Below are 25,294 nucleotides of genomic sequence, written 5' to 3'. Positions count from 1 at the left end.
GTCGTAGGAGCGCTGCGCCTGTCTCTCGGGGACTCGGGGGGACTCGGTGGGGTGGGATCAGAGGGCCGGTACGGGAGTGAAGCGGACGGGCAGGCGGGTCAGGCCTCTGAGCCAGGGTGAGGGGCGGCGGGCCAGGGCGTCGGCCGGGACGGCCAGGTCGATGTCGGGGAGGCGGTCCAGTACGACCTCGATGCCGGTGCGCGCGATGACCTCGGCCACCTCCTGCGCGGGGAAGGGACAGCGGTGCTCGCCGTGCCCGAAGGAGAAGTGCGCGCTGTTGCCGCCGGTGAGCGCGGAGCCGTCGGTACGGACCTGGGGGTCGGAGTTGGCGCCCTGGAGGCCGAGCAGCAGCAGGTCGCCGGCCCGGATGCGGCGGCCGCCGAGCTGGGTGTCGCGGGAGGCCCAGCGGCCGGCCACGTTCTGCGTGGGCGTGTCCTCCCACAGCACCTCGTTCATGGCGTCCGCGACACTGTTGCGGCCGCCGAACAGCGAGGCCGCGAAACGGTCGTCGGTGAGCATCAGCCGCAGCGAGTTGCCGATCCAGTCGGCCGTCGGCTGATGGCCCGCCGCCATCATCACCATCAGGTCCTGGGCGATCTCCTCGTCGGTGAACCCACTGCGGTCGGCGAGCATCCGCGACACGACGTCGTCCGCGGGCCGGGCGCGCCGCTCGGCCAGCAACCGGGCCATGGACGCGGCCACATGCCCCTGCCCCGCGATCGCCCGCTCCCGCCCGTCGATCATGTCGTTGAGCGCGGTCACCAGCCCCGGTCCCTGCTCGTCCGGGAAGCCGAACAGCCGCGCGAGCACCCGCACCGGCAGCAGCATCGCGTAGTCGGCGACGATGTCCGTCTCGCCCCGAGCGCAGATCCCGTCGATCAGCTCGTCCGCGAACTTCTCGGCGTACGTGCGCAGTTCGGACGGGTTCACCGCCTCCAGCGCGTCGCTGATCATCGCCGCGCGCTCGCGGTGACGCTCCCCGACCGTGTAGAGGATGGACGGCTGCCGGCGGCCGATCATCGGCAGCAGCGGCCAGTCGCCGGGGATGTGCTCCCACTGGTTCCACAGGTCCGAGTCCCGGCTGAACAGCACCGGATCGCCGGTGACCTGGTGCAGCTCGCGGTAGCCGAGCACCAGCCAGGCCGGTACGTCCCCGTCCAGCACGACCGGCGTCACCGCGCCGTGCTCGCGCCGCATCTCCCGGTACAGCTCGGCCGGTTCGGTCTGGAACCTGGGTCCGCTGAGCGGCACGGGGGCGGTCACAGGGCGAACTCCTCACGAGTGGCGGCGACTTGACCGGCGTACCGGCTCCGGACGTGTTCTACGAGCGTGATCAGGACCTGCTTGCCCGAGGCGCGGGAGCGGGCGTCGCAGTCGAACAGCGGGACGTGCGGGTCGAGGTCGAGGGCCTCGCGGATCTGCTGCGGGGCGTGGGCGGGGCCGCCGAAGTCGTTGCAGGCCACGACGAACGGGGTGCCGTGGGTCTCCAGGCGGTCGATGGCGTACCAGGAGTCGTCGATCCGGCGGGTGTCGACGAGTACGACCGCGCCGAGCGTTCCGGCGAACAGCCGGTCCCACAGGAACCAGAACCGCTCCTGCCCCGGCGCCCCGAACAGGTACAGCACATTGCGCGAGTCGAGTGTGATGCGCCCGAAGTCGAAGGCGACGGTGGTGGCCTTCTTGTCCCTGACCTCGCTGATGTCGTCGACGCCCTCGCCGGCCCGGGTCATCGTCTCCTCGGTGCTGAGGGGACGTATCTCGCTGACCGAGCGGATCAGGGTCGTCTTGCCGACGCCGAAGCCGCCGACGACCACGATCTTCAGACCGTTGTCGGCCGAAGTGCCTAGCGGAGTACGGGAGTCGGGGCTTGGGTCAGAGGTCGTCTCAGAGGTTGCGGAGTCCAACGAGCACCTGTTCCAGGACGTCGGGATCGGGGACGGCGGCTTTCCTGGGGTGGCGGGCGCTGACGCGGCCCGCCGCGAGGAGGTCGGAGAGCAGGATCTTGGTGATGCTGACGGGCAGCCCCAGCTCGGCGGCCAACTCGACCACCGCGGTGGGGAGTTGGGTGAGCCGCAGGATCGCCGCGTGCTCCGACTGCATGCCGGTGGTCGGATCGCACTCGGCGACCACGAGGGTCACCAGGTCGAAGGGGTTGTCCGGGGCGGAACGGGCGCGGCCACCGGTGAGGGTGTAGAGGCGGTCGGGTGAGTCGTCCCTGCCGGGGCGGCTCATGACGTCCGGGGCTGCGCGGTCAGATGACGGCCGAGTTGCTCGACGAGTTCGCTCATGTTGTGGCCGACCAGTCCCGCGTCGGCGTCCTCGGCGGTCACGACGGCGAGATGAGCGCCGTCGCCTGCCTCCACGATGAACAGAACACCCCCGTAGAACTCGGTCATGGCCGACCGCACACCCCCGGTCCCGTCCCCGAACTCCATCGACGCCCCGTGCGACAGCGACTGGATTCCGGCGGCGATCGCGGCGAGCTGGTCGGCCTGGTCGACGGTGAGTTCGGGCGTCCGGCACAGCTTCAGCCCGTCCCGGGACAGCACGAGTGCGTGCCGCGCACCCGGGGTTCGCTCCAGCAGACCCTCGATGAGCCAGGTGAGCTTCTCGTCGGCGGTGGACGTGCCGGTCATGAGGTGGCGGGGCCTTCCTGGTGGGAGGGGGTGGCTGGTTCGGGGGTGCGGGTGGGGACTTCGGTGGTGTCGGTCGTACGTGCGCGGGTCTCGTCGCCGTCCGATGTGTGTACGTCCGTGTCGTGGGCGTTCTCGTCGGGTGCCGGCGGGGCCTGGTCGGAGAGGGAGCTGCGCACGGCCCGGCGGAAGCTGCCGAAGCGGGCGGCGCGGGTGAGCGGGTCGTCGAGGGAGACGCGGGCGGACTCGGGCGCGGAGTCGTCGGGACCGCCGAAGCCGCCGGAACCTTCGGCGAGCGCGCGCGTGCGCCCGTGCTCCCGGTCGTACTCGACGGCACGCGCGCGTGCCCGCGCCCGCTCCCGCTCGGCCTCGGCGAGCGCGTGCCCGCGACGCCGCTTGGGCAGGTCCGCGGGGAGCCCGTTGGGGAGCGTGTTGGAAAGCGTGTTGGGGAGCCCGTCGGGGAGCGAAGCGACGCTCCGTTCCGACCGTTCCAAGGACTCGTGCGTCGATACGGGGTCGAGGCCGGCGTGGGTGCGGTGGTCGTCGTCGGGCACGTGCCCGTGGCCGTCGTACGACACGCGCGCGTGGCCGTCGGAAGCCCCCGGCGCCTGCTCGTCCCCCGACACCCACGGCTTCCCGTCGGCGGGCATCCGGGGCGCCGCGCCGCCCGTCGGCCTTGCCTGCCCGTCCTCCGAACCAGCACCCTCATCCGCGGGTCGCGGCCTCGCCGACGGCAGCCCCTCCTGCGGGCCGTTCGCGTACTGCTCCGGTACGAGGATGTCCTGCGGGACCAGCATCAGGACGCCCGTGCCGCCGCGGGCCGAGGGGCGGTAGGAGACCTTGAGGCCGTATTTGCGGGACAGCCGGCCCACGACCGCGAGGCCGAGGCGGGTGCCGGTCAGGCCGCCGAGGTCGGCCTCGTCGCCGGAGACCGCGCGTTCGGCGCGGCGGAGCTGGACGTCGCCCATCACCAGGCCGCTGTCCTCGACGGAGACGATGACGCCGGCCGGCACCTCCTCGACGTAGACATGCACCTCCGCCGTCGGCGGCGAGAAGTTGGCCGCGTTGTCGAGGAGTTCGGCCAGGGCGTGCATCACGCCCTCGGCGGCGTGCCCGGCGACCGCGGCCTCGCTCGCGGAGTGCACCCGCACCCGCCGGTAGCCGCTGATCCGCCCCATCGCACCGCGCAGGATCGACTCCATGGCGATGGGCCGGGCCCAGCGACGCCCGGAGCGCGCGCCCGCGAGCACGGCCACGGAGTCCGCGAGCCGTCCCGCCTGTGCCGTGCGGTGGTCGAGATGGAGCAGGTCGGTGAGGACGTCCTCGTCGTCGTGCCGCTCCTCCATGGCGCGCAGGTCGGCGAGCATCCCGGTGGCCAGGGCCTGCATCCGCCCGGCCGCGTTGGCGGTCGCCGAGATCGCGGTGGCCCGCTCGGTGTCGGCGCGCCGGGCCCGCTCGGCCAGCCGCCCGTTCTCCGCGGTGAGCCGCGTCCGTTCCTCGGTGAACTCGGCGCTCAGCACGGCCCGTTCGTGCGCGAGCTCGGCGGCCAGCCGCCCCCGCTCATGGGTCAGCTCCTCGGTCAGCCGTACCCGCTCCTGGTCGAACTCCGCGCTCTGCCGGATGCGGTCCTGCAGCAGTCGCCCGGTGTCCGCGGTGACGGAGTCGAGCCGGCGCCGGGTGATCCGCGCCGTCACGACCGCGTGCGTGGCCACCGCGACGGCCGCGCACAGCAGCAGCGCGCCGATGCCCGCGCCTAGACCGAGCGCGGCGCGCTGCGACCTAGGCGCGAGGGCGACCGCTCCGGCGACCGCGAGCGCGGCGAGAAGGGCGGTGAGCAGGGGTACGGGCGCGAGGCTGCGAAGGCCGGGTCGTTCGCCGGGCAGGGAGGGGGCGGTCATGAATCGGGTCCTCGGTCGGTGTCCGCGGTCGGATCCGCGGGCGGGTCCTCGGTGGTTCGATCGTGCCGGTCGTGTTGCTGGGCGAGAAGCGACACCTGATGCTCAACTGGCGGTCACTATATGGGAGTTCGTGATCGAATTGGGAAGGTTCCGGATGCGTTCACAGATTCCTCGGGGCGCTTCGCGGAGCACCCGGCGCGACCCTCGCGGACGGTGATGTGGACAGAGGCATCGTCACTGTCAGTGGTGGGATGCATGCTGGGTGCATGACGGATCTGGAGCGGGTGCTGCGGGGGGTCGTCCGGGGTGAGGTCGGGTTCGGCGTCACCGACCGGGCGCTGGTCACCATGGACGCGTCGAACTACCGGCGGGTCCCGCTGGGGGTGGTGGCTCCTCGGGACGCCGAGGACGTGGCGGCCGTCCTGGCGGTGTGCCGGGAGCGCGGGGTGCCGGTCGTGGCGCGGGGCGGTGGCACGTCGATCGCCGGCCAGGCCACCGGCACGGGTGTCGTACTGGACTTCACCCGCCACATGAACCGCCTGGTCTCCCTGGACCCGGCCGCCCGTACCGCCGTGGTCCAGCCCGGCCTGGTCCTCGACCGCCTCCAGGAGGCCGCCGCCCCGCACGGCCTGCGCTTCGGCCCCGACCCCTCCACGCACAGCCGCTGCACCCTCGGCGGCATGATCGGCAACAACTCCTGCGGCTCGCACTCGGTCGCCTGGGGCACGACGGCGGACAGCGTGAGCGAGCTGGACGTGCTCACCGCGCGCGGGCAGCGCCTGCGCCTCGGCCAGGGCTGGGAAGGCGCGCCGGAAGGCCTGCGACCGCTGGTGGAAGGCGAGTTGGCCCGTCTGCGCACCGGCTTCCCGGACCTGCCCCGCCGCATCTCCGGCTATGCGCTGGACGCCCTGCTCCCCGAGAACCACACCGACGTGGCCCGCTCCTTCTGCGGCAGCGAGGGCACGCTGGGGGTGCTGACCGAAGCGGTCGTACGACTGGTCGAGGCACCCCGCGCGCGTGCGCTCGCCGTCCTCGGTTACGCCGAGGAGAGCGCGGCGGCGGAGGCCGCGTCCGGCCTGTTGCCGTTTGGCCCGCTGACCGTGGAGGGAATGGCGGCCGACCTGGTGCCTCCCGATGCGTCCGGCCTGCCCCGGGGCGGGGCCTGGCTCTTCGTGGAGACGGGCGGGGATTCGGCGGACGAGGCACGCGCGCGTGCGGAGGCGATCGTGCGGGCCGCCGATGTCGTCGACTCGCTCGTGGTCACCGACCCCGGCGACCAGCGGGCTCTGTGGCGGATCCGGGAGGACGCGAGCGGTACGGCGACGCGGATGCCGGACGGCAGCGAGGCGTGGCCGGGCTGGGAGGACTGCGCGGTGCCGCCCGCTCAACTCGGCGCGTACCTAAGGGACTTCCGGGAACTCCTGACCACCCACGGCCTGCGAGGCACCCCGTACGGCCACTTCGGGGACGGCTGCATCCACGTCCGTATCGACTTCGACCTGCTCACGGAGGCGGGCATCGCACGCTTCCGCCGCTTCTCGGAGGAGCTGGCCGAGGTGGTGGTGGCCCACGGCGGCTCCCTCTCCGGCGAGCACGGGGACGGACAGGCCCGTGCCGAGCTGCTGCCGAAGATGTACGGCGACGAAATGGTCGCCCTCTTCGAGCGCGCGAAGTCCGTCTGGGACCCGGACGACCTCCTCAACCCCGGCATGCTGGTCCGCCCGTCACCCCTGGACTCGAACCTCCGCTTCTCGGTCCTGCCCGGCAAGCCGGTCGACGTGGCCTTCGGCTACCCGTCCGACGGCGGCGACTTCTCGGCGGCGGTACGGCGCTGCGTGGGCGTGGCGAAGTGCCGTACGACCACCGCCCCCGGCCCATCCGTCATGTGCCCGTCCTTCCGTGCGACCGGCGAGGAGGAGCACTCCACGCGCGGGCGTGCCCGGTTGCTGCACGAGATGCTCGCGGGCGAGGTGGTCACCGACGGCTGGCGGTCGGCGGAGGTGCGGGACGCGCTGGACCTGTGCCTGTCCTGCAAGGGCTGCCGGTCCGACTGCCCGGTCGGGGTCGACATGGCCACGTACAAGGCGGAGTTCCTGCACCACCACTACGAGGGACGCCGCCGTCCGGCCGCGCACTACAGCATGGGCCGGCTGCCGGTGTGGCTGAACTGGGTGACACGTACGCATACGGCCGGGCTGGTCAACTCCCTTTCCTCCGTGGGGGCGTTGGCGGCGCTCGCCAAGCGGCTCGGGGGGATCGCGCCCGAGCGGGGGATTCCGCGGGTGGCGGGGGAGACGTTCACGAAGTGGTACGGACGCCGGGCCAGAGCGGAGGTGCGGCGGATGATCCGGGAGAAGGGGCTGGAGTACGAGGAGGACTCGCCCGAGGGCGTCGACGGTCTGCCCAAGCCGGTCTTCCTCTGGCCGGACACCTTCACGCAGCATCTCTCGCCTGAGGTCGGGAAGGCGGCCGTGCGGGTCCTGAAGGCGGCCGGACTGGCGCCGGTTCCGCTGCCGATGATGCCCAGGCACGTGAAGGAGACGAGGGAGGAGGACGGCAGCACCTCGTACACGCTCCGCCTGCGCCCGGCCCGCCGCCACCGCGTCTGCTGCGGCCTGACGTATGTCTCGACGGGCCAACTCGACCGTGCCCGCGAGGTGTTGCGGCGCACGCTGGACCAGTTCGGCGTGTTGATCGACCCCGAGGTGGCCGAGGAGCCCATCCCCCTGGTCGTCCTGGAACCCAGCTGCGCGGCAGCCCTCCGCAGCGACCTTCCCGAACTCCTCCACGACGACCCCCGCGCGGCCCGCCTCGCCGCCTCCGTCCTGACCTTCGCGGAGGCCCTGGAGCGCTACGCCCCCGACTGGACCCCACCCCACCTGAACCGCCCGGTCACCGGCCAGACCCACTGCCACCAGCACGCGGTCCTCGGCGACGCGGCCGACCGCCGCCTGCGCGAGGCAGCGGGCCTCACCGGCGAACTGGCGGGCGGCTGCTGCGGCCTGGCAGGCAACTTCGGCTTCGAGAAGGGCCACTACGAGGTGTCCCGGGCCTGCGCCGAGGACCAGCTGCTGCCGGCGGTCCGAGAGGCCCCGGAGGGCGCGACGGTCCTGGCCGACGGCTTCTCCTGCCGCACCCAACTGGAGCAACTGGCCGGAGTGCGGGGCCGGCATCTCGCAGAAGTGCTGGCCGAAGGGCTGGAGGAGCCGGAGGGGCGCCGATCGTAAAGGTCGCTCTCAGGTTCATAAGGGAACTCTCAGGCTCGGTGGCCTCTCTCAGGAAGCACAAAGGTATTCACAGGGCCTGTTTGCCTTTCCCTCGCCGACTTTGCCGTCCCTTGAGTTGTGGGCCGTGTAAGTTCTTCGATGTCGGGTACCGGCGACGGAATTCGACACCAAAGGCATCACATGTACAGCGCGAACCAAGGAGTCGGAAATGAGCCTCAAGAAGCTCGCCCCGCTGCCCCCCAAGCCGAAGAACAAGCAGCTGCCGCCCCCGCCCCCGCCGAAGCCGAAGAAGAAGCACCAGCCGAAGCCGGCGCCCAAGCCGCTGCCCGGCCAGGACAGCTGAACCAGCTGATCCGGACTTGATGAAAGGGGTCGATGGTGCACCGTCGACCCCCTTTCTGATTTCCAGGGAGATTTTCCAGGAAAGCGAAGGGGAGCGGAATGAGCAGGGATTATGAAGGCGATGATGACGAGGACCTCGAATATGAGGAAGACGAATTCACCCCCACCATTCCTTCCCGCGTCGCTTTCCGTCGTTTCTGGCCGCTGACCAGAGGCCTGCGCCGCTGGCTGGTCCTCGTCTGGGTGTGCACGGTCGTCGCCGCACTCGCCGAGACCGAGGCGATCCTGGTCTTCAGCGACCTCACCGACAACGCCCTGCAGAAGGGCTCGCTGGCCGCGTTCTGGGGCCCGGCCGTGAAGTGGCTGGGCGTCGCCGTCGTCGGCGCGATCGTCGCGTACGGCGGCAACTCCATCGCCGCCTGGGTCACCGAACGCTTCGTGATGAGACTGCGCGAGCATGTCTTCGACCACGTACAGCAGTTGCCGCCGCACTTCTTCCAACGCCACCGCCAGGGCGACCTGTTGTCCCGCCTGACCAGTGACGTCGACGCGATCGAGACCATGGTCGTGTCCGGCCTGGTGGGCGCCGCCTCCGCGGCCTTCTCCGCCCTCTTCTACGCGGCCGCCGCGTTCTGGCTGCGCTGGGACCTCGCCGCCGCCACCTTCGTCCTCGCCCCCCTCTTCTGGCTCGCGGCCCGCCGCTTCTCCGGCTCCATCAAGGACGTCTCCCGCGACGGCCGGGTCGCCGACGGCGCGATCACCTCCGTCGTCGAGGAGTCGCTCGGCAACATCGTGCTGACCCAGGCGTACGACCGCCGGGACGCCGAACGCCGGCGGCTGCACGAGGAGGCGACCGCCTGGTTCCGCGCCTCGGTCCGCTCCACCCGCCTCAACGAGGCATACGAGCAGCTCGTGGCCGTCATCGAGACGGTGTGCGTGCTCGCGGTCATCGGCATCGGCGCCTGGGAGATCTCCACCGGCCGGATGACCCTCGGCCAGCTCCTCGCCTTCTCCGCCTTCCTCGGCTACCTCTACCCGCCGGTCCGCGGCCTCGCCCAGCTGGGCCTCACGGTCACCGCGGCGACCGCGGGCGCCGAACGCCTCATCGAGATCCTGGACGTCGAGCCGTCCGTCACCGACCCCCGCCACGCCACCGAGACCGGCCGCCCCGACGGCACGGTCGAGCTCCGCGGCGTCACCTTCGGCTACCCCGGCGCCGACACCACCGCCCTCAACGACCTCTCGTTCACGGTCAACCCCGGCGAGCTGGTGATCGTCACCGGCCCCAGCGGCGCCGGAAAGTCCACCGTCTCGAAACTCCTCCTCCGCTTCTACGACCCCGAAGCGGGCGAAGTGCTCCTCGACGGCGTCCCGCTGCGCGACTTCCCCCTCGCCCGCCTGCGCGAGTACGTCACCCTGCTCCCGCAGGAGACCCTCGTCCTGCACGACACCGTCCGCGCCAACATCGCCTGCGGCCGCCCCGGCGCCAGCGACCAGGCGATCGAGGACGCGGCCCGCGCGGCCGACGCGCACGACTTCATCACCAGGCTGCCCGAGGGCTACGACACCCGGGTCGACCCCAACTCCGCCCGCCTGTCCGGCGGCCAGCTCCAGCGCCTCGCCATCGCCCGCGCGATCCTGCGCGACGCCCCGGTCCTGGTCCTCGACGAGCCGACGACCGGCCTCGACGCGATGGCCGCGCGCAGGGTGGTCAAGCCCCTGCGCCGCCTGATGACCGGCCGTACGACCATCATGATCACCCACGACCTCAACCTCGCCCCCGACGCCGACCGCATCCTGGTCGTCGACCGCGGCCGGATCGTGGAGACCGGCCGGCACGACGAGCTGCTGGCGAGGGGTGGGGCCTATGCCCGGCTGCACCGTTCGCAGAACAGCTCGGTGATGGACACGGGCGAGCTGCGGATGCCGCTGTTCGTGGAGCAGCCGGTGGCTCCGGTGCCGCAGCCGACATATGGATACGAGGGCTACGAGGCGTACGGAGCCTGGCAGACACCGTCGTACACGTATGACGCCTACCAGCAGTACGGCCACGACCAGTACGCCCCGCTGACGACAGTCCCCACCACCCTCCCCGACGGCCGCCCGCTCTTCCGCGACGAGGAGCCCTGGCCCGGCATCTGAGACGTCTCACATTCCAGGACAGCTGCAAAACGGGTTTACGTGCCTGACCCAGGTTATTACTCTGGACTCGACAGTGCACCAAGATGAACGAACCCGAGCACCTGGACCGCCCGTGACCACGCCCAGTACGACCACGACGACCTCACCCGCGGCGGTGCGGTCCGCCGCCGGCGCGAGCCGCCGCGGCGCCCTCGGCCCGGTCGGCCTGGTGCTGGCCGGTGGCGTGTCCGTGCAGTTCGGCGCGGCGCTCGCGGTGAACCTGATGCCGCGGGCCGGCGCGCTCGGCGTCGTGACCCTGCGGCTCGCCGCGGCGGCCGTGGTCCTGCTGCTGTTCTGCCGGCCCCGGCTGCGCGGCCACTCGCGCGCCGACTGGGGCACCGTGGTCGCCTTCGGCGTCACCATGGGCGCGATGAACGGCCTGTTCTACCAGTCGGTCGCCCGCATCCCGCTCGGCGCGGCCGTCACCCTCGAAGTCCTGGGCCCGCTCGCGCTCTCGGTCCTCGCCTCCCGCCGCCTGGTCAACGTCGTGTGGGCCGGGCTGGCCCTGGCCGGCGTCTTCCTCCTCGGCGGCGGTGGCTTCGGCGACCTGGACCTCGTCGGGGTGGCCTTCGCGCTGGCCGCGGGGGCGATGTGGGCGACGTACATCGTCTTCAGCGCCCGCACGGGCCGCCGCTTCCCGCAGGCCGACGGACTGGCCCTCGCCATGGCGGTGGCGGCCGTGCTCATGCTCCCGCTGGGCATCGCGGAATCGGGTACGAAGCTTCTCGACCCCACGACGATCGCGCTCGGCTCGGCGGTCGCGGTGATGTCCTCGGTCCTCCCCTACACCCTCGAACTCCTCGCCCTGCGCCGCCTGCCCGCGTCCACCTTCGCGATCCTGATGAGCCTGGAACCGGCCCTCGCCGCCACGGCGGGTTTCCTCATCCTCGGCCAGGCCCTCAGCCCGGTGCAGGCGGCCGCGATCGCCCTGGTCATCGCGGCGAGCATGGGCGCGGTGCGGACACAGGTGGGCCGGGGCAAGGCGCGTCCGCCGGTGGCGCCGGAGGCGTGACGGCCACGCTCATCTGCTGAACCCGTGGCTCCGCTCCACCTTCGCCACATGCAGGGTGTAGCTCTCGTACCACTCGGCCCGCCCGCGCCGCTGCGCCGCGCGGTGCTCGGCGTCGCTCCGCCACCGAGTGAGGGCGTCGGCGTCGCGGAAGTAGCTGACGGTGATGCCCAGCCCGCCGGGAGTCTGCGCGTGGTCCATCCCCAGGTACCCGGGGATGTCCCGCACCAGCTCGGCCAGACGGGCGTCGGTCTCGCGGTAGCCGTCCTGGTCCCGGGTCCGCACGGTGGTGAACACGGCCGCGTAGTAAGGGGGTTCGAAGGCTCCAACGGGTACGGGTACGGCGGTCGCCGCCGGGTGACTACTCGTGGCGCTGTCGTCGGGAGGGACGCGCCGCCGCGCCTCCACCTCGATCTCGATCCTCATCCGCGGGTCGGCGAGACCGCACACCAGCATCGTGGCGGCCGGCCGGACCTCGCCGAAGTGGCGGCGCAGGATCGGCCGGCAGAGTTCGAAGTCGGCGCGGTCGGGCAGCAGGTAGCGCACGCGCACCACGTCGGCGAAGGTGCAGTCCGCCTCGGCCAGCGCGGCTCCGATGTTGCGCAGACACTGTTCGGCCTGCTCCACCACGTCGTCGGAGATCGTCATGGTGGCGTAGTCGAACCCGGTCGTCCCTGACACATGCACCCGGTCGCCGTCGACCACGGCACGGGCATAGCCGATCCGCTCCTCGAAGGCCGAGCCGCCGAGGATCGCGCGTCGCTCCGTCATGCGCCGAACGCTAGAAGACCCGTACTCATACGTCTAATACGGCGGTACGCATGACCTGATATCTCTGGGCGTATGGAGCGCCCCGAACTCCCCCTGCCTCAGCTGCACGCCTTCGTCGTACTCGCGGAGGAACTCCACTTCGGCCACGCGGCCGCCCGCCTGGGCATCGCCCAGCCGCCGCTGAGCCAGCAGATCCGCCGCCTGGAGGACAAGGTCGGCCACGCGCTGTTCACCCGGGCCCCGGGGCGGGTCACCCTCACCCCGGCCGGCCGTGAACTGCTGCCCGCCGCCCGGCGGGTACTCACCGACCTCGCGGACGGTCTGGCCACGGCCCGGGCCGTCGGCAGCGGCCGGGCCGGCCGCCTGCGGATCGGCTTCGCCGCCTCCCTCGCCCTGACGGTCCTGCCCGGCCTGCTGCGCACCTTCCGGCACCGGTTCCCCGAAGTGCGCCTGGACATCCACGAGATGACCACGGCTCCGCAGATCACCGCCCTGCACGACAGGACCATCGACATCGGCCTGCTCCGCGAACCCCCCGCCGACGAGCCGGAACTCGGCTTCAGGACGGTGCTGACCGAGCCCTTCGTGGCCGTACTGCCGTCCACTCACCCTCTGGCCGCCCAACGGACGGTCCGGCTCGGGCAGTTGGCGGACTCGCCCTTCGTGCTGCTGCCCCGCGCGGTCGGTCCGCCGCTGCACGACCAGATCATCGGCCTGTGTACGGCGGCGGGGTTCACGCCGGAGGTGGTCCAGCACGCGGTGGAGTGGCAGACCGTGTGCGCCCTGGTGGAGGCCGGTCTGGGCGTCTCCCTGGCTCCGGCGAGCATCCGGCGCATCCGCCTCAAGGGCGTCGCCTTCCGCGGGATCGAGCCCGGCACGGCCCGTACCGAAGTGGCCGTCGCCTGGCGCGAGAACGACCACAACCCCCTGGTCGCACACCTGTTGGCGACCATCAGCCAAGAACGGCGCAGGACGTGAGGCGGCCGGCGAGCGCGGTGACCAGGTCGCGGAGTTCGGCGGGGCGCTCGATGACGAACGGCCGGTCGAGGGAGGCGAGTACCGGGGGCAGCCAGTCGAGCCGCTCCGCCCGCAGCTCGACGCGCAGCCAGCGCTCCTCGGTCGCCGGGTCCTCGTCGGCCGCGGGCTCGTACTCCTCCACGGTCGCGACGCTCGCCGGAATACGGGCGCGGATCTGGTCGACCGTCCCGTGGATCCGCAAGGTCACCTCATGCCGGTACTCGGCCGTGGCGAATCCCGACAACACGCGCTGTGCCGGATCGGCTCCCACGGGCGGCGCTTCGAACGAGCCGGGCAGGGTCCGTGCGTCCGTGATGCGGTCGAGCCGGAAGGTCCGGTCCTCGCCGACCCGGGCGTCCCCGCCCGTGACGTACCACCGGCCCGCGTGGGCGACGATCCCGTACGCGTGCAGTGTGCGTTCGCTGCGCCGTCCGTCGCGGTCGGTGTAGCGGATCGCGACCGGTCGGCGGTGGCGCACCGCGTCGGCGATCGTGAGCAGGACCTCGGCGTCCGGGGTGTCGAACCCGCCGGGCTGGTCCGTGAAGGCGAGAGCGTCCAGGAGGGTGTCGAGCCGGCGGGCGACGTGCTTGGGCAGCACCCGGCGGATCTTCGCCGCTGCCGTCTCGCTCGCCGTGTGCTCGGTCGTCGTCAGCCCTGTTCGGCGGCCGGCGACCAGGCCGAGCAGCACGGCCAGTGCCTCGTCGTCGCTGAGCATGAGCGGAGGCAGGCGGTAGCCGGGGGCGAGCCGGTAGCCGCCGTAGCGGCCGCGCACCGACTCCACGGGCACGTCGAGATCGATCAGCTGGTCCACGTACCGGCGCACGGTGCGGCCTTCGACGCCGAGGCGGTCGGCGAGTTCGGCGACGGTCCGGGTGCCGCCCGACTGGAGCAGCTCCAGGAGGGTCAGCACGCGGGCGGTGGGGCGGGGCATGTGCAGAACCTAGCGTGAATACAGGACCGATTCTGTCCTCTATTTCTCCTAGCCTGCGACGTGCACGCCCGCTTTGAGCAGCACGGCCAAGGAGATTGCCATGGACTTCGTCTCGATCCGCATCATCACCGGCGACGTGGCGCGCCTCGTCGAGTTCTACGAGCGCGCCACCGGGGCGAAGGCGAGGTGGGCCACCGAGGACTTCGCCGAACTCAGGGCCGCGGGCGCCACCCTCGCGATCGCCGGTACCCGCACGGTCCCGCTGTTCGCCCCGGGCTCCGCCCGCCCGGCGGAGAACCACAGCCTGATCACCGAGTTCCTCGTCGACGACGTGGACCGCGTCCACAAGGACCTGACCGGTTTCGTCACCGACTTCGTCGCCGGGCCGACCACGATGCCCTGGGGCAACCGGTCCCTGCTGTTCCGTGACCCCGACGGCAACCTCGTCAACTTCTTCACGCCCGTCACGCCGGAGGCCGTCGAGAAGTTCGCGCGCTGACTACTCGGCGACCTTCTCCCACACCGACACGTGCTGCCGGCTCTCACCGGTGAAGGGCTCCCGGGTCCACCCGTCCCACCGCTCCCGCAGCCGCATGCCGGCCAGCCGGGCCATGAGGTCGAGCTCCGACGGCCATACGTAACGGAAGGGGACGGCGAGATACGACCCCCGGCCGTCCTTGTCGACCCGGACGTGGTGCGAGCTCACCGACTGGGTCGCCAGGTCGTCGTACAGGTCGAACCCCACCCGCCCGTCGCCCACCCGGAACGGCACGGCGTTCTGCCCGGGCGGCAGCCGCCGCAGATCGGGGACGCCGACCTCGACGACGAAGTGCCCGCCGGGCCGCAGGTGTTCGGCGACGTTCCGGAAACAGTCGACCTGGGCGTCCTGCGAGGTCAGATTCATGATCGTGTTGAAGACGAGGTAGGCGAGGGAGAAGCCCCCGTCGACCTCGACATCGGCCTCGACACCGGCCTTGGCGTCGACCTTGGCGGTGGCGAAGTCTCCGATGGTCACGCCGATCGCGTCGCCGCCGGGCTTGGCCCGCAGCCGCTGCACCATCGCGCGGGACATCTCGATGCCGTGCACCTCGACACCCCGCTCGGCCAACGGCAACGCGATCCGCCCGGTCCCGACCCCGAGTTCGAGAGCCCGCCCGTCACCGGCCAGCCCGGCCAGCAGATCCACGGCCGGCTCGACCACGTCCGACGCGAACATCCCCGCCGACGACTTGTCGTAGTTCGCGGCGACCGACTCTCCGAAGTAACCGTCTTCATCAAGCACCGGGTGACCGTACTTCGGGGGTGGGGGGTGGCGCGCGGGAATTTCGGGGCGCACGGCGGAACACGCGCGGGGTGGGGCGAGGTCAGCCGGTGGTGAAGTAGTGGCCGGCTTCGAGGTCGGCGACCAGGCCGGGGTGCACCGGCTCCCAGCCCAGCGACCGCCTGGTCTCCGCGTTGGACATCGGGACGTCGAGCGTGATGAACGGGAAGCCCTTGAAGTGGTCCGCGGCCCGATCGGCGGGGATGCTCACGGCCGGGACGTCCAGATGGCGGCCGATGGTCTCGGCGATCTCCCGCACCGTGATCCCTTCCTCACCGGCGGCGTACAGCTGGGATCCGGCCGGGGCGTGCTCCAGTGCCAGCCGGAAGAGGCGGGCGACGTCCAGGGTGTGGCCGGCGGCCCACTGGTTGCCGCCGTCGCCGACGTAGCCGGACACGCCCGACTCACGGGCGATCCTGACCAGCATGGGGATGAAGCCGTGCCGGTCCCGTGTGCTGTGGGTGACCGGCGGGACCGCGACCAGCGCGGTCCGCACGCCCTGCCCGGTGAACCCGGCGATCGTACGCGCCACGGCGGAGCGGGGGTTGGCGTCGATCGCCGCGTCCCGCTTCGCGTCGCCGGTGTGTGTCAGGCCGACGCCTATGAGGGCCTTGCCCGTGCCGGTCAGCGCGTCGCCGAGGGCGCGTACGACGGCCAGGTCCGCGGCCACGGCGGCGGCGAACTCCCCGCGGAAAACGGCGTCATGGTCGAAGGCGAGATGGATGACCGCGTCCGCGTCGGCCGCGGCCGTACGCAGGCCGTCCGGGTCGGCGATGTCGCCGCGGTGCACCTCGGCGCCCATGGCTTTCACGGCGAGGGCCGAGGCGTCGGAGCGTGCCAGACCGACGACCTCGTGTCCGGCCTGGATCAGCTCGGGTACCACGGCCGATCCGATGTGGCCGCCGGCACCGGTGACGAATACACGCATGAGTAGTCCTCCTGAGATGGAGCACCCCGCCAGGACGGAGCGAGGGGTGATGTGACTCGGTACCGTCACTCTACCCGGTGTGACGGTACCAAGTCACATCACTTAGGCTGTTCTCATGGCTCGATGGGAACCGAACGCGCGGGAACGGCTGGTGCGCGCCGCACTCGACCTGTTCACCGAACAGGGCTACGAGGCCACCACCGTCAACGGAATCGCCGATCGGGCCGGTCTGACCAAGACCACGTTCTTCCGGCACTTCCCCGACAAACGGGAGGTGCTCTTCGCCGGCCAGGACATCCACGCCCGGCTCCTCGCCGACGCGATCGCCGAAGCGCCCGGGTCGGCCACGCCACTGGAAGCGGTCGGCGCGGCCGTCGACGCCATCACGGCCACCTTCACGGACGACCGCCGCGAGTTCAGCGCGGGGCTCCGCTCGGTCATCGCAGGCAACAGCGAACTCCAGGAGCGCGCCGCCTTCAAGCGCGGCCGGCTCACCGAAGCGGTGGCGGTTGCGCTGAATGAACGCGGCGTATCGGAACCGACGGCGAGTCTCGCCGCGGAACTCGGCATCCGCGCCTACTACGACGCCTTCGCCCAATGGGCCGACCCGGCCAACCAGCGGCCGCTCACCGAACTCGCCCGCCACACGCTCGACGAACTCCGAGCCGCGGTGGCCGCGCTCGACTGAGACTTACCTGGTGAGCCCGCCCCCGACAGCGGCACGGACCAAGGCCGAGAAGGCGGCGGGCGAGAGGGCCAGCACCCCGGCGGCGGGGTTCTTGGAGTCGCGGACGGCTATGTGGGGGGTGAGGTCGGCGACCTCGACACAATCACCGCCGCTGCTGCCGCTGTGCGAGGACTTGAGCCAGGTGGCGGTGCCGAGGGGGGCGCACTCGACGCAGTCGCCTCCGGTGTCGCCGCTGTGAGAGGACTTACGCCATGTCGCGCCCGGCAGGTCCAGGTTCGTTCCCATAACGCTCCTCCATCACGCGGGCGATCAGTGCGGCCGAGTCTCGCGGTGACAGGGCTGCGGCCTGCAAATGATCGTAACGGGCCGAACCCTCCTTGATGGCTTCGGGATTGGCCGTCATATGCCCCTGGACGAAGTCCTCGGTGTAGACGATGGCGGGGTCGTTCTCGAAGCGCAGCAGGTTGAACGAGCCCATCAACCCCGTGTGTGCACCCGCTTCGAACGGCAGCACCTGGATGTCCACCCACTTGCGCTGCTGCATGGTCAGCAGGTGCGCCAACTGCTCCCGCATGACCTCGCGACCGCCCACCTCCTGATGCAGCACGGCCTCGCTCAACACGACCCAGATCACCGGTGGTTCATCCCGGTCCAGGATGCGTTGACGATCCAACCGCGCAGCCACCTTGGCGTCGAGGTCGCCGTCCTCGCGAACCCCGAGTAGGGCGCGTGCGTACGCCTTGGTCTGGAGAAGTCCGTAGACCACCTGAGCCTGGAACGCGGAGATGTAGGCCGCCTTCGCCTCCATCTCCGCATACGGCTGAAACCAACTCGGCAACTGGCTCCGCAGAACCAGCCCCACCAACCGCGAGAACACCCCGTCCGTCCCCAGCGCCACATCCACCCGCTCGGAGAACTCTCGTGTGGGCACCTTTAGCGTCGTCTCGATCTGTCCGATCAGCGAGCCGGAACAGAAGACGATCGAGCCGAGCGCGTTCTGAGTGAGCTCCGCCCCCTCCCGAGCCCGCCGCAGCTCGAACCCGTAGTAGTCCAACGGCGACGCACTCGGATCAAGTTCGCGAATGTGCATGCAGACCACCTCCCGTCACCGACGGTAGCCGATCGACTGCGCACAGATCCCGGCATGTGGAAAACTAAATAATGCAAGCACGCTTGCTTGTTTCCGGCGCCGGTGCCATGCTCGCCCCATGGCAGACCCGACGCCCGTGATCGACGATCTCCGCGCGGAGGGCGACGAACTCGACGCCCTCGTGGGCGAGTTGAGCCCGGACCAGTGGGCGCTCGACACCCCCGCCGCCGGCTGGACCGTCGCCCACCAGATCGCGCACCTCGCCTGGACCGACCACCACTCCGTGCTGGCCGTCACCGATCAGCCCGCCTTCTCCCGCGAGGTCGAGAAGGCGCTCGCCCAGCCCGGCGACTTCGTCGACAACGGCGCCGAGGAGGGGGTACAGAAGCCCCCGGCGCAGCTGCTCACGGACTGGCGGGCCGGCCGGCACGCGCTCGCGGACGCCCTCCGCGCCGCCCCCGACGGCGCCCGTTTCCCCTGGTACGGCCCACCCATGGCGACCGCGTCCATGGCCACCGCCCGCCTCATGGAGACCTGGGCCCACGGCGGCGACATCGCGGACGCGCTCGGCGTCACCCGTGCCCCCACCGACCGCCTCCGCCACATCGTCCGCCTCGGCGTCCGCACCCGCGACTTCGCCTTCGGAGTGCACGGACTGGAGACGCCCTTCGAGGAGTTCCGGGTCGAACTGACAGCGCCGTCCGGTGAGTTGTGGGTGTACGGCCCCGAAGACGCCGACGACCGCGTAACCGGCCCCGCCCTCGACTTCTGCCGCCTCGTCACCCAGCGTGCCCACCGCACCGACCTCGCCCTCGAAGCCGTCGGCCCCGACGCCGACCGCTGGCTGGACATCGCCCAGGCCTTCGCCGGGCCTCCGGGCGGCGGACGCCCGCCGAAGGGAGACGGAGCGTGACCCTCCGTACCTCCAGTACCCCCAGTGCCTCCAGCACCCCCGGTACCCCCCGCACCCTTCGTATCGGCAACGCGTCCGGCTTCTACGGCGACCGTTTCGACGCCATGCGCGAGATGCTCACCGGCGGTGAACTGGACGTCCTCACCGGCGACTACCTCGCCGAGCTGACCATGCTGATCCTCGGGCGGGACCGGCTGAAGGACCCCGGCGCCGGGTACGCGCGCACGTTCCTGCGGCAGTTGGAGGAGTGCCTCGGGCTCGCCCATGAGCGGTCCGTCAAGATCGTGACGAACGCCGGTGGGCTGAATCCGGTCGGACTCGCCGATGCAGTAAGGGAGTTGGCCGGCCGTCTCGGCCTTCCCGTCCGCGTCGCGCACGTCGAGGGCGACGATCTCAAGGCCCGGTATCCCGACCGCCTCGCCGCGCACGCCTACCTCGGCGGCTTCGGGATCGCCGAGTGTCTGAAGGCGGGCGCGGACGTCGTCGTGACCGGGCGGGTGACGGACGCCGCGCTGGTCACCGGGCCCGCCGCCGCCCACTTCGGCTGGCAGCCCACGGACCACGACCGGCTCGCGGGCGCCGTCGTCGCCGGGCATGTGCTGGAGTGCGGGGCGCAGGCCACCGGCGGCAACTACGCGTTCTTCAACGAGCGCTCCGGCGACCTCCGCCGCCCCGGCTTCCCCCTCGCCGAGCTGCACGAGGACGGCAGTTGCGTCATCACCAAACACCCCGGCACCGGCGGTTTCGTCGACGTCGGCACGGTGACCGCGCAGTTGTTGTACGAGACCGGGGGCGCCCGGTACGCGGGACCCGACGTCACCGCCCGGCTGGACACCGTACGGCTCACCCAGGACGGGCCCGACCGCGTCCGCGTCGAGGGGGTCCGCGGCGAGGCCCCGCCGCCCACCCTCAAGGTCGGCCTCAACCGCCTCGGCGGCTTCCGCAACGAGGTCGCCTTCGTCCTCACCGGCCTCGACATCGAGGCCAAGGCCGCGCTCGTACGCGAGCAAATGGAGGCCGCCTTCAGCGAGGCCAAGTCCGCGCCCGCCGACGTCCGTTGGGACCTCGTCCGGACCGACCGGCCCGACGCCCCGACCGAGGAGACCGCCAGCGCCCTGCTGCGGCTCGTCGTCCGCGACCCGGACGAGCGCGTCGTCGGGCGGGCGCTGAGCGGAGCCGCCGTCGAACTGGCCCTCGCCAGCTACCCGGGCTTCCATGTGCTCGCGCCACCGGGAAAGGGCTCGCCCTATGGGGTCTTCGAGGATGTGTACGTCCCCCATGGCGCCGTCGACCATGTGGCCGTCCTCCACGACGGGCACCGGGTCTCTGTGGCGCCGGCCCACCGCACCCTCGTACTCGAAGACCTTCCGGAACCGCTGGCTCCGGAGCCTCTGGCCGATGACGGGCCCGTCCGACGTGCCCCCCTTGGGCTCCTCGTCGGCGCCCGCAGTGGTGACAAAGGCGGGAACGCCAACGTCGGGGTCTGGGCCCGTACGGATGAGGCCTGGCGGTGGCTCGCGCACACCCTCACCACCGACCGCTTCCGCGAACTCCTCCCGGAGACCGCCGAATTGACCGTCACCCGGCATCCGCTCCCCAACCTCCGCGCCCTCAACTTCGTCGTCGAGGGCATCCTCGGCGCCGGTGTCGCCGCGCAGCACCGTTTCGATCCGCAGGCAAAGGCGCTCGGCGAATGGCTGCGCTCCCGCCACCTGGACATTCCGGAGGCCCTTCTGTGACGGTCATCAACTCGGGCCTGGACACGGCCGGTTCGGACTACCGGGCCAACCGTGAGGCCATGCTCGGCAAGCTCGCCGACCTGGACGTCGAGCACGGGAAGGCGCTCGCGGGCGGCGGGGAGAAGTACGTCCAACGGCACCGGAAACGCGGGAAGCTGCTGGCGCGGGAGCGTATCGAGCTGCTCCTCGATCCGGACACGCCCTTCCTGGAACTGTCGCCGCTGGCCGCCTGGGGCAGCGACTACACGGTCGGCGCCTCGCTGGTCACCGGCATCGGGGTCGTCGAGGGCGTGGAGTGCCTGATCACCGCCAACGACCCGACGGTGCGGGGCGGCGCGAGCAATCCGTGGTCGCTGAAGAAGGCCCTGCGCGCGAACGACATCGCCCTCGCCAATCGCCTTCCCTGCATCAGCCTGGTGGAGTCGGGCGGCGCCGATCTGCCCTCCCAGAAGGAGATCTTCATCCCCGGCGGCGCCATCTTCCGGGACATCACGAGACTGTCCGCCGCCGGCATCCCGACCGTCGCCGTCGTCTTCGGGAACTCCACCGCCGGGGGCGCCTACATCCCCGGCATGTCCGACCACGTGATCATGGTCAAGGAGCGCGCGAAGGTCTTCCTCGGCGGTCCGCCGCTGGTGAAGATGGCGACCGGCGAGGAGAGCGACGACGAGTCGCTCGGCGGTGCCGAGATGCACGCGCGCGTGTCGGGGCTCGCGGACTACTTCGCCGTGGACGAGCAGGACGCGCTGCGGCAGGCCCGGCGGGTCGTCGCCCGCCTCAACCACCGCAAGGCGTACGCCGATCCGGGCCTCGCCGAGCCGCCCAAGTACGACGCGGAGGAGCTCCTCGGAATCGTCCCGGGGGATCTCAAGACCCCGTTCGACCCGCGCGAGGTGATCGCCCGGATCGTCGATGCCTCGGACTTCGACGAGTTCAAGCCGCTCTACGGGACGAGCCTGGCGACCGGCTGGGCCGCCCTGCACGGCTGTCCGGTCGGCATCCTGGCGAACGCCCAGGGCGTGCTCTTCAGCGAGGAGTCCCAGAAGGCCGCCCAGTTCATCCAGCTCGCCAACCAGCGCGACATCCCCCTCCTCTTCCTCCACAACACCACCGGCTACATGGTCGGCAAGGAGTACGAGCAGGGCGGCATCATCAAGCACGGCGCGATGATGATCAACGCGGTCAGCAACAGCAGGGTGCCGCATCTCTCCGTCCTGATGGGTGCCTCCTACGGCGCCGGGCACTACGGCATGTGCGGGCGGGCGTACGACCCGCGCTTCCTCTTCGCCTGGCCCAGTGCCAAGTCGGCCGTCATGGGCCCGCAGCAGCTCGCCGGCGTGCTGTCGATCGTCGCCCGGCAGTCGGCCGCCGCGCGCGGACTGCCGTACGACGAAGAGGGCGACGCCGCCCTGCGCGCCATGGTGGAGCAGCAGATCGAGTCCGAGTCGCTGCCGATGTTCCTGTCCGGGCGGCTGTACGACGACGGCGTCATCGACCCGCGCGACACCCGCACCGTCCTCGGCCTGTGCCTGTCGGCCATCCGCACGGCGCCCTACGAGGGCGCGCGCGGTGGCTTCGGCGTCTTCCGGATGTAAGGGATCAGATCACGTGATTGGGACTGTGCTCGTCGCCAACCGGGGCGAGATCGCCTGCCGGATCTTCCGCACCTGCCGTGAGTTGGGAATCCGGACGGTCGCGGTGCACTCGGACGCCGACGAGAACGCGCTCCACGCGCGCGTGGCCGACACGGCGGTACGGCTGCCGGGCGCGGCGCCCGCGGAGACGTACCTCCGCGCCGACCTGGTGGTGAAGGCGGCGGTGAGCGCCGGTGCGGACGCCGTGCACCCCGGCTACGGCTTCCTCTCCGAGAACGCCGACTTCGCGCGCGCCGTCGTCGACGCCGGGCTGGTGTGGATCGGGCCGCCCCCGGAGGCGATCGAGGCGATGGCGTCCAAGACGCGCGCCAAGGAGCTCATGGGGATCGCGCCTCTGGGGGAGGTGGCTGAGACCGACCTGCCGGTGCTGGTGAAGGCGGCCGCGGGCGGCGGGGGGCGCGGGATGCGGATCGTGCGCCGCCTTGAGGAGCTGGGCGCCGCGCTGGAGGGCGCGCGCGCCGAGGCCGCGAGCGCCTTCGGGGACGGGGAGGTGTTCGTCGAGCCGTACGTGGAGGGCGGTCGGCACGTCGAGGTGCAGGTGCTCGCGGACGCGCACGGCACGGTGTGGGCGCTGGGCACGCGCGACTGCTCGCTCCAGCGCCGCCACCAGAAGGTGATCGAGGAGGCGCCGGCGCCCGGGCTCCCGGAGGGGCTCGCGGACGAGTTGTGCACGCTGGCCGTGCGCGCCGCGCGCGCCGTCTCGTACGTCGGCGCGGGCACCGTCGAGTTCCTCGTGGCGCCCGACGGCAGGGCGCACTTCCTGGAGATGAACACCCGCCTCCAGGTGGAACACCCCGTCACGGAGGCGGTGTTCGACGTGGACCTGGTGGCCGCGCAGATCCGCGTCGCCGAGGGGCACCCCCTCGAAACCGACCCTCCACGCGCGCGTGGCCACGCGATCGAGGCCCGCCTCTACGCCGAGGACCCGGCGAACGACTGGGCCCCGCAGACCGGCACCCTCCACCGCCTCACCGTCCCGGAAGGCGTCCGCCTGGACACGGGCTTCGGCGACGGCGACGGTATCGGCGTCCACTACGACCCGATGCTCGCCAAGGTCGTCGCACACGCCCCCACGCGCGCCGAGGCGCTCCGCAAGCTGGCGGGCGCCCTGGAGCGAGCCACGATCCACGGCCCGACGACCAACCGCGCCCTCCTCGTCCGCTCCCTGCGCCACGAGGAGTTCACGGGGGCGCGCATGAACACGGGCTTCTACGACCGCCACCTCGCGGAACTCACCACCGCCGCCCCCGACCCGCACGCCCCCTTGGCCGCAGCCCTCGCCGACGCGGCGACGAACGGCTCCCGCTTCGGCGGCTGGCGCAACGTTCCGTCACAGCCGCAAACCAAGCGGTACGAGATGGCGGGAGAGGAACACGAGGTCCACTACAGGCACGCCCGCGCGGGCCTGGAGGCAGACGGGGTGCGGGTCGTCCACGCCGGCGCCGACCTCGTCGTACTCGAAGTGGACGGTGTACAGCGGAAGTTCGAGGTGACGAGGTACGGCGACGAGGTGTACGTGAACGCGACGGCACTCAGGGCCCTGCCCCGCTTCCCGGACCCGACCACGCAACACGCGCCGGGCTCCCTCCTGGCCCCGATGCCCGGAACCGTCGTGAAGGTGGCGGAGGGCCTGGCGGTAGGGGCCGAGGTGAAGGCCGGAGAGCCCCTCCTCTGGCTGGAGGCGATGAAGATGCAGCACAGGATCACAGCGCCGCTCACGGGCACGCTGACGGCCCTGCACGCCGTAGTGGGCCAGCAGATCGAGGTCAACGCGTTGCTGGCGGTAGTCGAGGCTTCTCAGGAGGACAAGTGAGCGCCACGTTGGAAACGGATGAGCACAAGGCTCTGCGATCGGCTGTTGCCGCCCTGGGCAAGCGCCACGGCCGTGACTTCAGTCGTGAGGACCTGTGGTCCGAGGCGGCCAAACTCGGCTACCTCGGCGTCAACCTTCCCGAGCAGTACGGCGGCGGAGGCGGCGGCATCTCCGAACTCTCCATCGTCCTCGAAGAGCTGGGTGCCGCCGGCTGCCCCCTGCTCATGATGGTCGTCTCCCCGGCGATCTGCGGCACGGTCATCGCCCGCTTCGGCACCGAGAAGCAGAAGCAGGAGTGGCTCCCGGCCCTCGCCGACGGCTCCCGCACCATGGCCTTCGGCATCACCGAACCCGACGCCGGTTCCAACAGCCACCGCATCACGACGACAGCCCGGAAAGACGGCACCGACTGGCTCCTCACCGGCCGCAAAGTCTTCATCTCCGGTGTGGACCTGGCCGACGCCACCCTCATAGTCGGCCGCGCCGAAGACGCCCGTACCGGCCGTCTCAAGCCCTGCCTGTTCATCGTCCCGCGCGACGCCGAAGGCTTCTCCCGGCGGCAGATCGACATGGAACTCCAGGCCGCGGAGAAGCAGTTCGAGCTGACCCTGGACGACGTACGGCTGCCGGCGGACGCGCTCGTGGGGGACGAGGACGCAGGGCTGCTCCAGCTCTTCGCCGGCCTCAACCCCGAGCGCATCATGACGGCGGCCTTCGCGATCGGGATGGGCCGCTACGCGCTCTCCCAGGCGATCACGTACGCCCGCGACCGCACCGTCTGGAACACCCCCATCGGCGCCCACCAGGCCATCGCACACCCCCTCGCACAGGCGCACATCGACCTCGAACTCGCCCGCCTGATGATGCAGAAGGCGGCGGCGCTCTACGACGCCGGGGACGACGTCGGCGCAGGTGAGGCGGCGAACATGGCGAAGTACGCGGCGGGCGAGGCATGCGTGAAGGCCGTCGACCAGGCCGTGCACACCCTCGGCGGAAACGGACTCACCCGGGAATTCGGGCTCGCCAGGTTGATAACGGCCGCCCGCGTGGCTCGTATTGCTCCGGTGAGCCGGGAGATGATTCTCAACTACGTCTCCCACCAGACCCTGGGCCTGCCCAAGTCGTACTAAAGCAACCC

At 71.4% G+C, this 25,294-nt stretch carries 23 protein-coding genes and 1 pseudogene; 12 read left to right on the top strand and 12 right to left on the bottom strand.

Annotation, left to right across the window (positions count from 1 at the left end; genetic code table 11):
• Positions 1–57 precede the first annotated feature (57 nt).
• The 5 genes from ACQEWB_RS21750 to ACQEWB_RS21730 are packed head-to-tail and all read right to left on the bottom strand — an operon-like array spanning position 58 to position 4,531.
• Positions 58–1,263 carry a cytochrome P450 gene (locus tag ACQEWB_RS21750; RefSeq protein WP_432833481.1) on the bottom strand — a complete coding sequence of 402 codons (1,206 nt, stop codon included), beginning with the start codon at positions 1,261–1,263 and terminating at the stop codon, positions 58–60.
• Entirely contained in the window at positions 1,260–1,904 is a 645-nt protein-coding gene (locus tag ACQEWB_RS21745) for a GTP-binding protein (RefSeq protein WP_432833479.1), read from the bottom strand. Before ACQEWB_RS21745 ends, ACQEWB_RS21750 begins: the two co-directional genes overlap by 4 nt.
• Complete coding sequence (locus tag ACQEWB_RS21740) at positions 1,885–2,232, bottom strand: DUF742 domain-containing protein (RefSeq protein ID WP_432833477.1); 348 nt, start codon at positions 2,230–2,232, stop codon at positions 1,885–1,887. Before ACQEWB_RS21740 ends, ACQEWB_RS21745 begins: the two co-directional genes overlap by 20 nt.
• Positions 2,229–2,636 carry a roadblock/LC7 domain-containing protein gene (locus ACQEWB_RS21735; protein ID WP_432833475.1) on the bottom strand — a complete coding sequence of 136 codons (408 nt, stop codon included), beginning with the start codon at positions 2,634–2,636 and terminating at the stop codon, positions 2,229–2,231. The genes ACQEWB_RS21740 and ACQEWB_RS21735 overlap by 4 nt, the downstream gene beginning before the upstream one ends.
• Positions 2,633–4,531: a sensor histidine kinase gene (locus ACQEWB_RS21730; RefSeq protein WP_432833473.1), complete on the bottom strand. Its 1,899-nt coding sequence runs from the start codon at positions 4,529–4,531 to the stop codon at positions 2,633–2,635. Before ACQEWB_RS21730 ends, ACQEWB_RS21735 begins: the two co-directional genes overlap by 4 nt.
• Positions 4,532–4,797: 266 nt before the next feature.
• Here ACQEWB_RS21730 and ACQEWB_RS21725 point away from each other — a divergent pair, with 266 nt between their 5' ends.
• From ACQEWB_RS21725 to ACQEWB_RS21710, 4 genes are all read left to right on the top strand, one after another.
• Entirely contained in the window at positions 4,798–7,758 is a 2,961-nt protein-coding gene (locus ACQEWB_RS21725) for an FAD-binding and (Fe-S)-binding domain-containing protein (protein ID WP_432833471.1), read from the top strand.
• Between the two features lie 208 nt (positions 7,759–7,966).
• Positions 7,967–8,101, top strand: a complete 135-nt coding sequence (locus ACQEWB_RS21720; protein WP_432833469.1) for a hypothetical protein — start codon at positions 7,967–7,969, stop codon at positions 8,099–8,101.
• 98 nt (positions 8,102–8,199) lie between these two features.
• On the top strand, positions 8,200–10,242 hold the full coding sequence (locus ACQEWB_RS21715) for an ABC transporter ATP-binding protein (RefSeq protein WP_432833467.1): 2,043 nt from the start codon (positions 8,200–8,202) through the stop codon (positions 10,240–10,242).
• Positions 10,243–10,354: 112 nt separating this feature from the next.
• Positions 10,355–11,293 (top strand): EamA family transporter, encoded by a 939-nt coding sequence (locus tag ACQEWB_RS21710; protein ID WP_432833462.1) that lies wholly within the window; start codon positions 10,355–10,357, stop codon positions 11,291–11,293.
• A gap of 9 nt (positions 11,294–11,302) precedes the next feature.
• Here ACQEWB_RS21710 and ACQEWB_RS21705 read toward each other — a convergent pair whose 3' ends face one another.
• Positions 11,303–11,716, bottom strand: coding sequence for an antibiotic biosynthesis monooxygenase family protein (locus ACQEWB_RS21705; RefSeq protein ID WP_432843935.1), 414 nt, complete (start codon positions 11,714–11,716; stop codon positions 11,303–11,305).
• A 33-nt stretch (positions 11,717–11,749) separates the two neighbouring features.
• Positions 11,750–12,061: pseudogene (locus ACQEWB_RS21700) on the bottom strand (RidA family protein); the annotation flags it as partial.
• Between the two features lie 72 nt (positions 12,062–12,133).
• Between ACQEWB_RS21700 and ACQEWB_RS21695 the strand changes: the two are divergent.
• Positions 12,134–13,039, top strand: a complete 906-nt coding sequence (locus ACQEWB_RS21695; protein ID WP_432833461.1) for a LysR family transcriptional regulator — start codon at positions 12,134–12,136, stop codon at positions 13,037–13,039.
• Here the strand turns inward: ACQEWB_RS21695 and ACQEWB_RS21690 are convergent.
• Positions 13,014–14,009: a helix-turn-helix transcriptional regulator gene (locus tag ACQEWB_RS21690; RefSeq protein WP_432833459.1), complete on the bottom strand. Its 996-nt coding sequence runs from the start codon at positions 14,007–14,009 to the stop codon at positions 13,014–13,016. The genes ACQEWB_RS21695 and ACQEWB_RS21690 overlap by 26 nt on opposite strands.
• A gap of 100 nt (positions 14,010–14,109) precedes the next feature.
• Between ACQEWB_RS21690 and ACQEWB_RS21685 the strand changes: the two genes are divergently transcribed.
• The gene (locus ACQEWB_RS21685; protein WP_432833457.1) at positions 14,110–14,508 is read left to right on the top strand and encodes a VOC family protein; all 399 of its coding nucleotides are present in this window, start codon (positions 14,110–14,112) and stop codon (positions 14,506–14,508) included.
• Here the strand turns inward: ACQEWB_RS21685 and ACQEWB_RS21680 are convergent, their stop codons facing one another.
• Together ACQEWB_RS21680 and ACQEWB_RS21675 are read right to left on the bottom strand one after the other, a co-directional pair.
• The gene (locus ACQEWB_RS21680; protein ID WP_432833455.1) at positions 14,509–15,291 is read right to left on the bottom strand and encodes a class I SAM-dependent methyltransferase; all 783 of its coding nucleotides are present in this window, start codon (positions 15,289–15,291) and stop codon (positions 14,509–14,511) included. It abuts the gene before it with no gap.
• An 82-nt stretch (positions 15,292–15,373) separates the two neighbouring features.
• Entirely contained in the window at positions 15,374–16,258 is an 885-nt protein-coding gene (locus ACQEWB_RS21675) for an SDR family oxidoreductase (protein ID WP_432833453.1), read from the bottom strand.
• 115 nt (positions 16,259–16,373) lie between these two features.
• Here ACQEWB_RS21675 and ACQEWB_RS21670 point away from each other — a divergent pair, with 115 nt between their 5' ends.
• Positions 16,374–16,946, top strand: coding sequence for a TetR/AcrR family transcriptional regulator (locus ACQEWB_RS21670; protein WP_432833451.1), 573 nt, complete (start codon positions 16,374–16,376; stop codon positions 16,944–16,946).
• A gap of 3 nt (positions 16,947–16,949) precedes the next feature.
• Here ACQEWB_RS21670 and ACQEWB_RS21665 read toward each other — a convergent pair whose 3' ends face one another.
• Both ACQEWB_RS21665 and ACQEWB_RS21660 read right to left on the bottom strand, forming a co-directional pair.
• Positions 16,950–17,231 (bottom strand): DUF397 domain-containing protein, encoded by a 282-nt coding sequence (locus ACQEWB_RS21665; protein ID WP_432833449.1) that lies wholly within the window; start codon positions 17,229–17,231, stop codon positions 16,950–16,952.
• Positions 17,191–18,036 carry a helix-turn-helix domain-containing protein gene (locus tag ACQEWB_RS21660; RefSeq protein ID WP_432833447.1) on the bottom strand — a complete coding sequence of 282 codons (846 nt, stop codon included), beginning with the start codon at positions 18,034–18,036 and terminating at the stop codon, positions 17,191–17,193. The genes ACQEWB_RS21665 and ACQEWB_RS21660 overlap by 41 nt, the downstream gene beginning before the upstream one ends.
• A 118-nt stretch (positions 18,037–18,154) precedes the next feature.
• Here ACQEWB_RS21660 and ACQEWB_RS21655 point away from each other — a divergent pair, with 118 nt between their 5' ends.
• The 5 genes from ACQEWB_RS21655 to ACQEWB_RS21635 are packed head-to-tail and all read left to right on the top strand — an operon-like array spanning position 18,155 to position 25,286.
• The gene (locus ACQEWB_RS21655) at positions 18,155–18,949 is read left to right on the top strand and encodes a TIGR03084 family metal-binding protein (RefSeq protein ID WP_432833445.1); all 795 of its coding nucleotides are present in this window, start codon (positions 18,155–18,157) and stop codon (positions 18,947–18,949) included.
• Positions 18,946–20,688: an acyclic terpene utilization AtuA family protein gene (locus ACQEWB_RS21650; protein WP_432833443.1), complete on the top strand. Its 1,743-nt coding sequence runs from the start codon at positions 18,946–18,948 to the stop codon at positions 20,686–20,688. Before ACQEWB_RS21655 ends, ACQEWB_RS21650 begins: the two co-directional genes overlap by 4 nt.
• Positions 20,643–22,283 (top strand): acyl-CoA carboxylase subunit beta, encoded by a 1,641-nt coding sequence (locus ACQEWB_RS21645; RefSeq protein ID WP_432833441.1) that lies wholly within the window; start codon positions 20,643–20,645, stop codon positions 22,281–22,283. The genes ACQEWB_RS21650 and ACQEWB_RS21645 overlap by 46 nt, the downstream gene beginning before the upstream one ends.
• Before the next feature lie 13 nt (positions 22,284–22,296).
• Positions 22,297–24,156, top strand: a complete 1,860-nt coding sequence (locus tag ACQEWB_RS21640) for a biotin carboxylase N-terminal domain-containing protein (RefSeq protein WP_432833439.1) — start codon at positions 22,297–22,299, stop codon at positions 24,154–24,156.
• A complete protein-coding gene (locus ACQEWB_RS21635) occupies positions 24,153–25,286 on the top strand; it encodes an acyl-CoA dehydrogenase family protein (protein ID WP_432833437.1) in 1,134 nt (377 codons plus the stop codon). The genes ACQEWB_RS21640 and ACQEWB_RS21635 overlap by 4 nt, the downstream gene beginning before the upstream one ends.
• Positions 25,287–25,294: the final 8 nt, after the last annotated feature.

Origin of the sequence: Streptomyces sp. CA-249302 (genome assembly GCF_050936785.1) — a bacterium.
In the GTDB taxonomy this organism is placed as follows: domain Bacteria; phylum Actinomycetota; class Actinomycetes; order Streptomycetales; family Streptomycetaceae; genus Streptomyces.
This window is presented reverse-complemented; position numbering and strand designations above follow the sequence as displayed.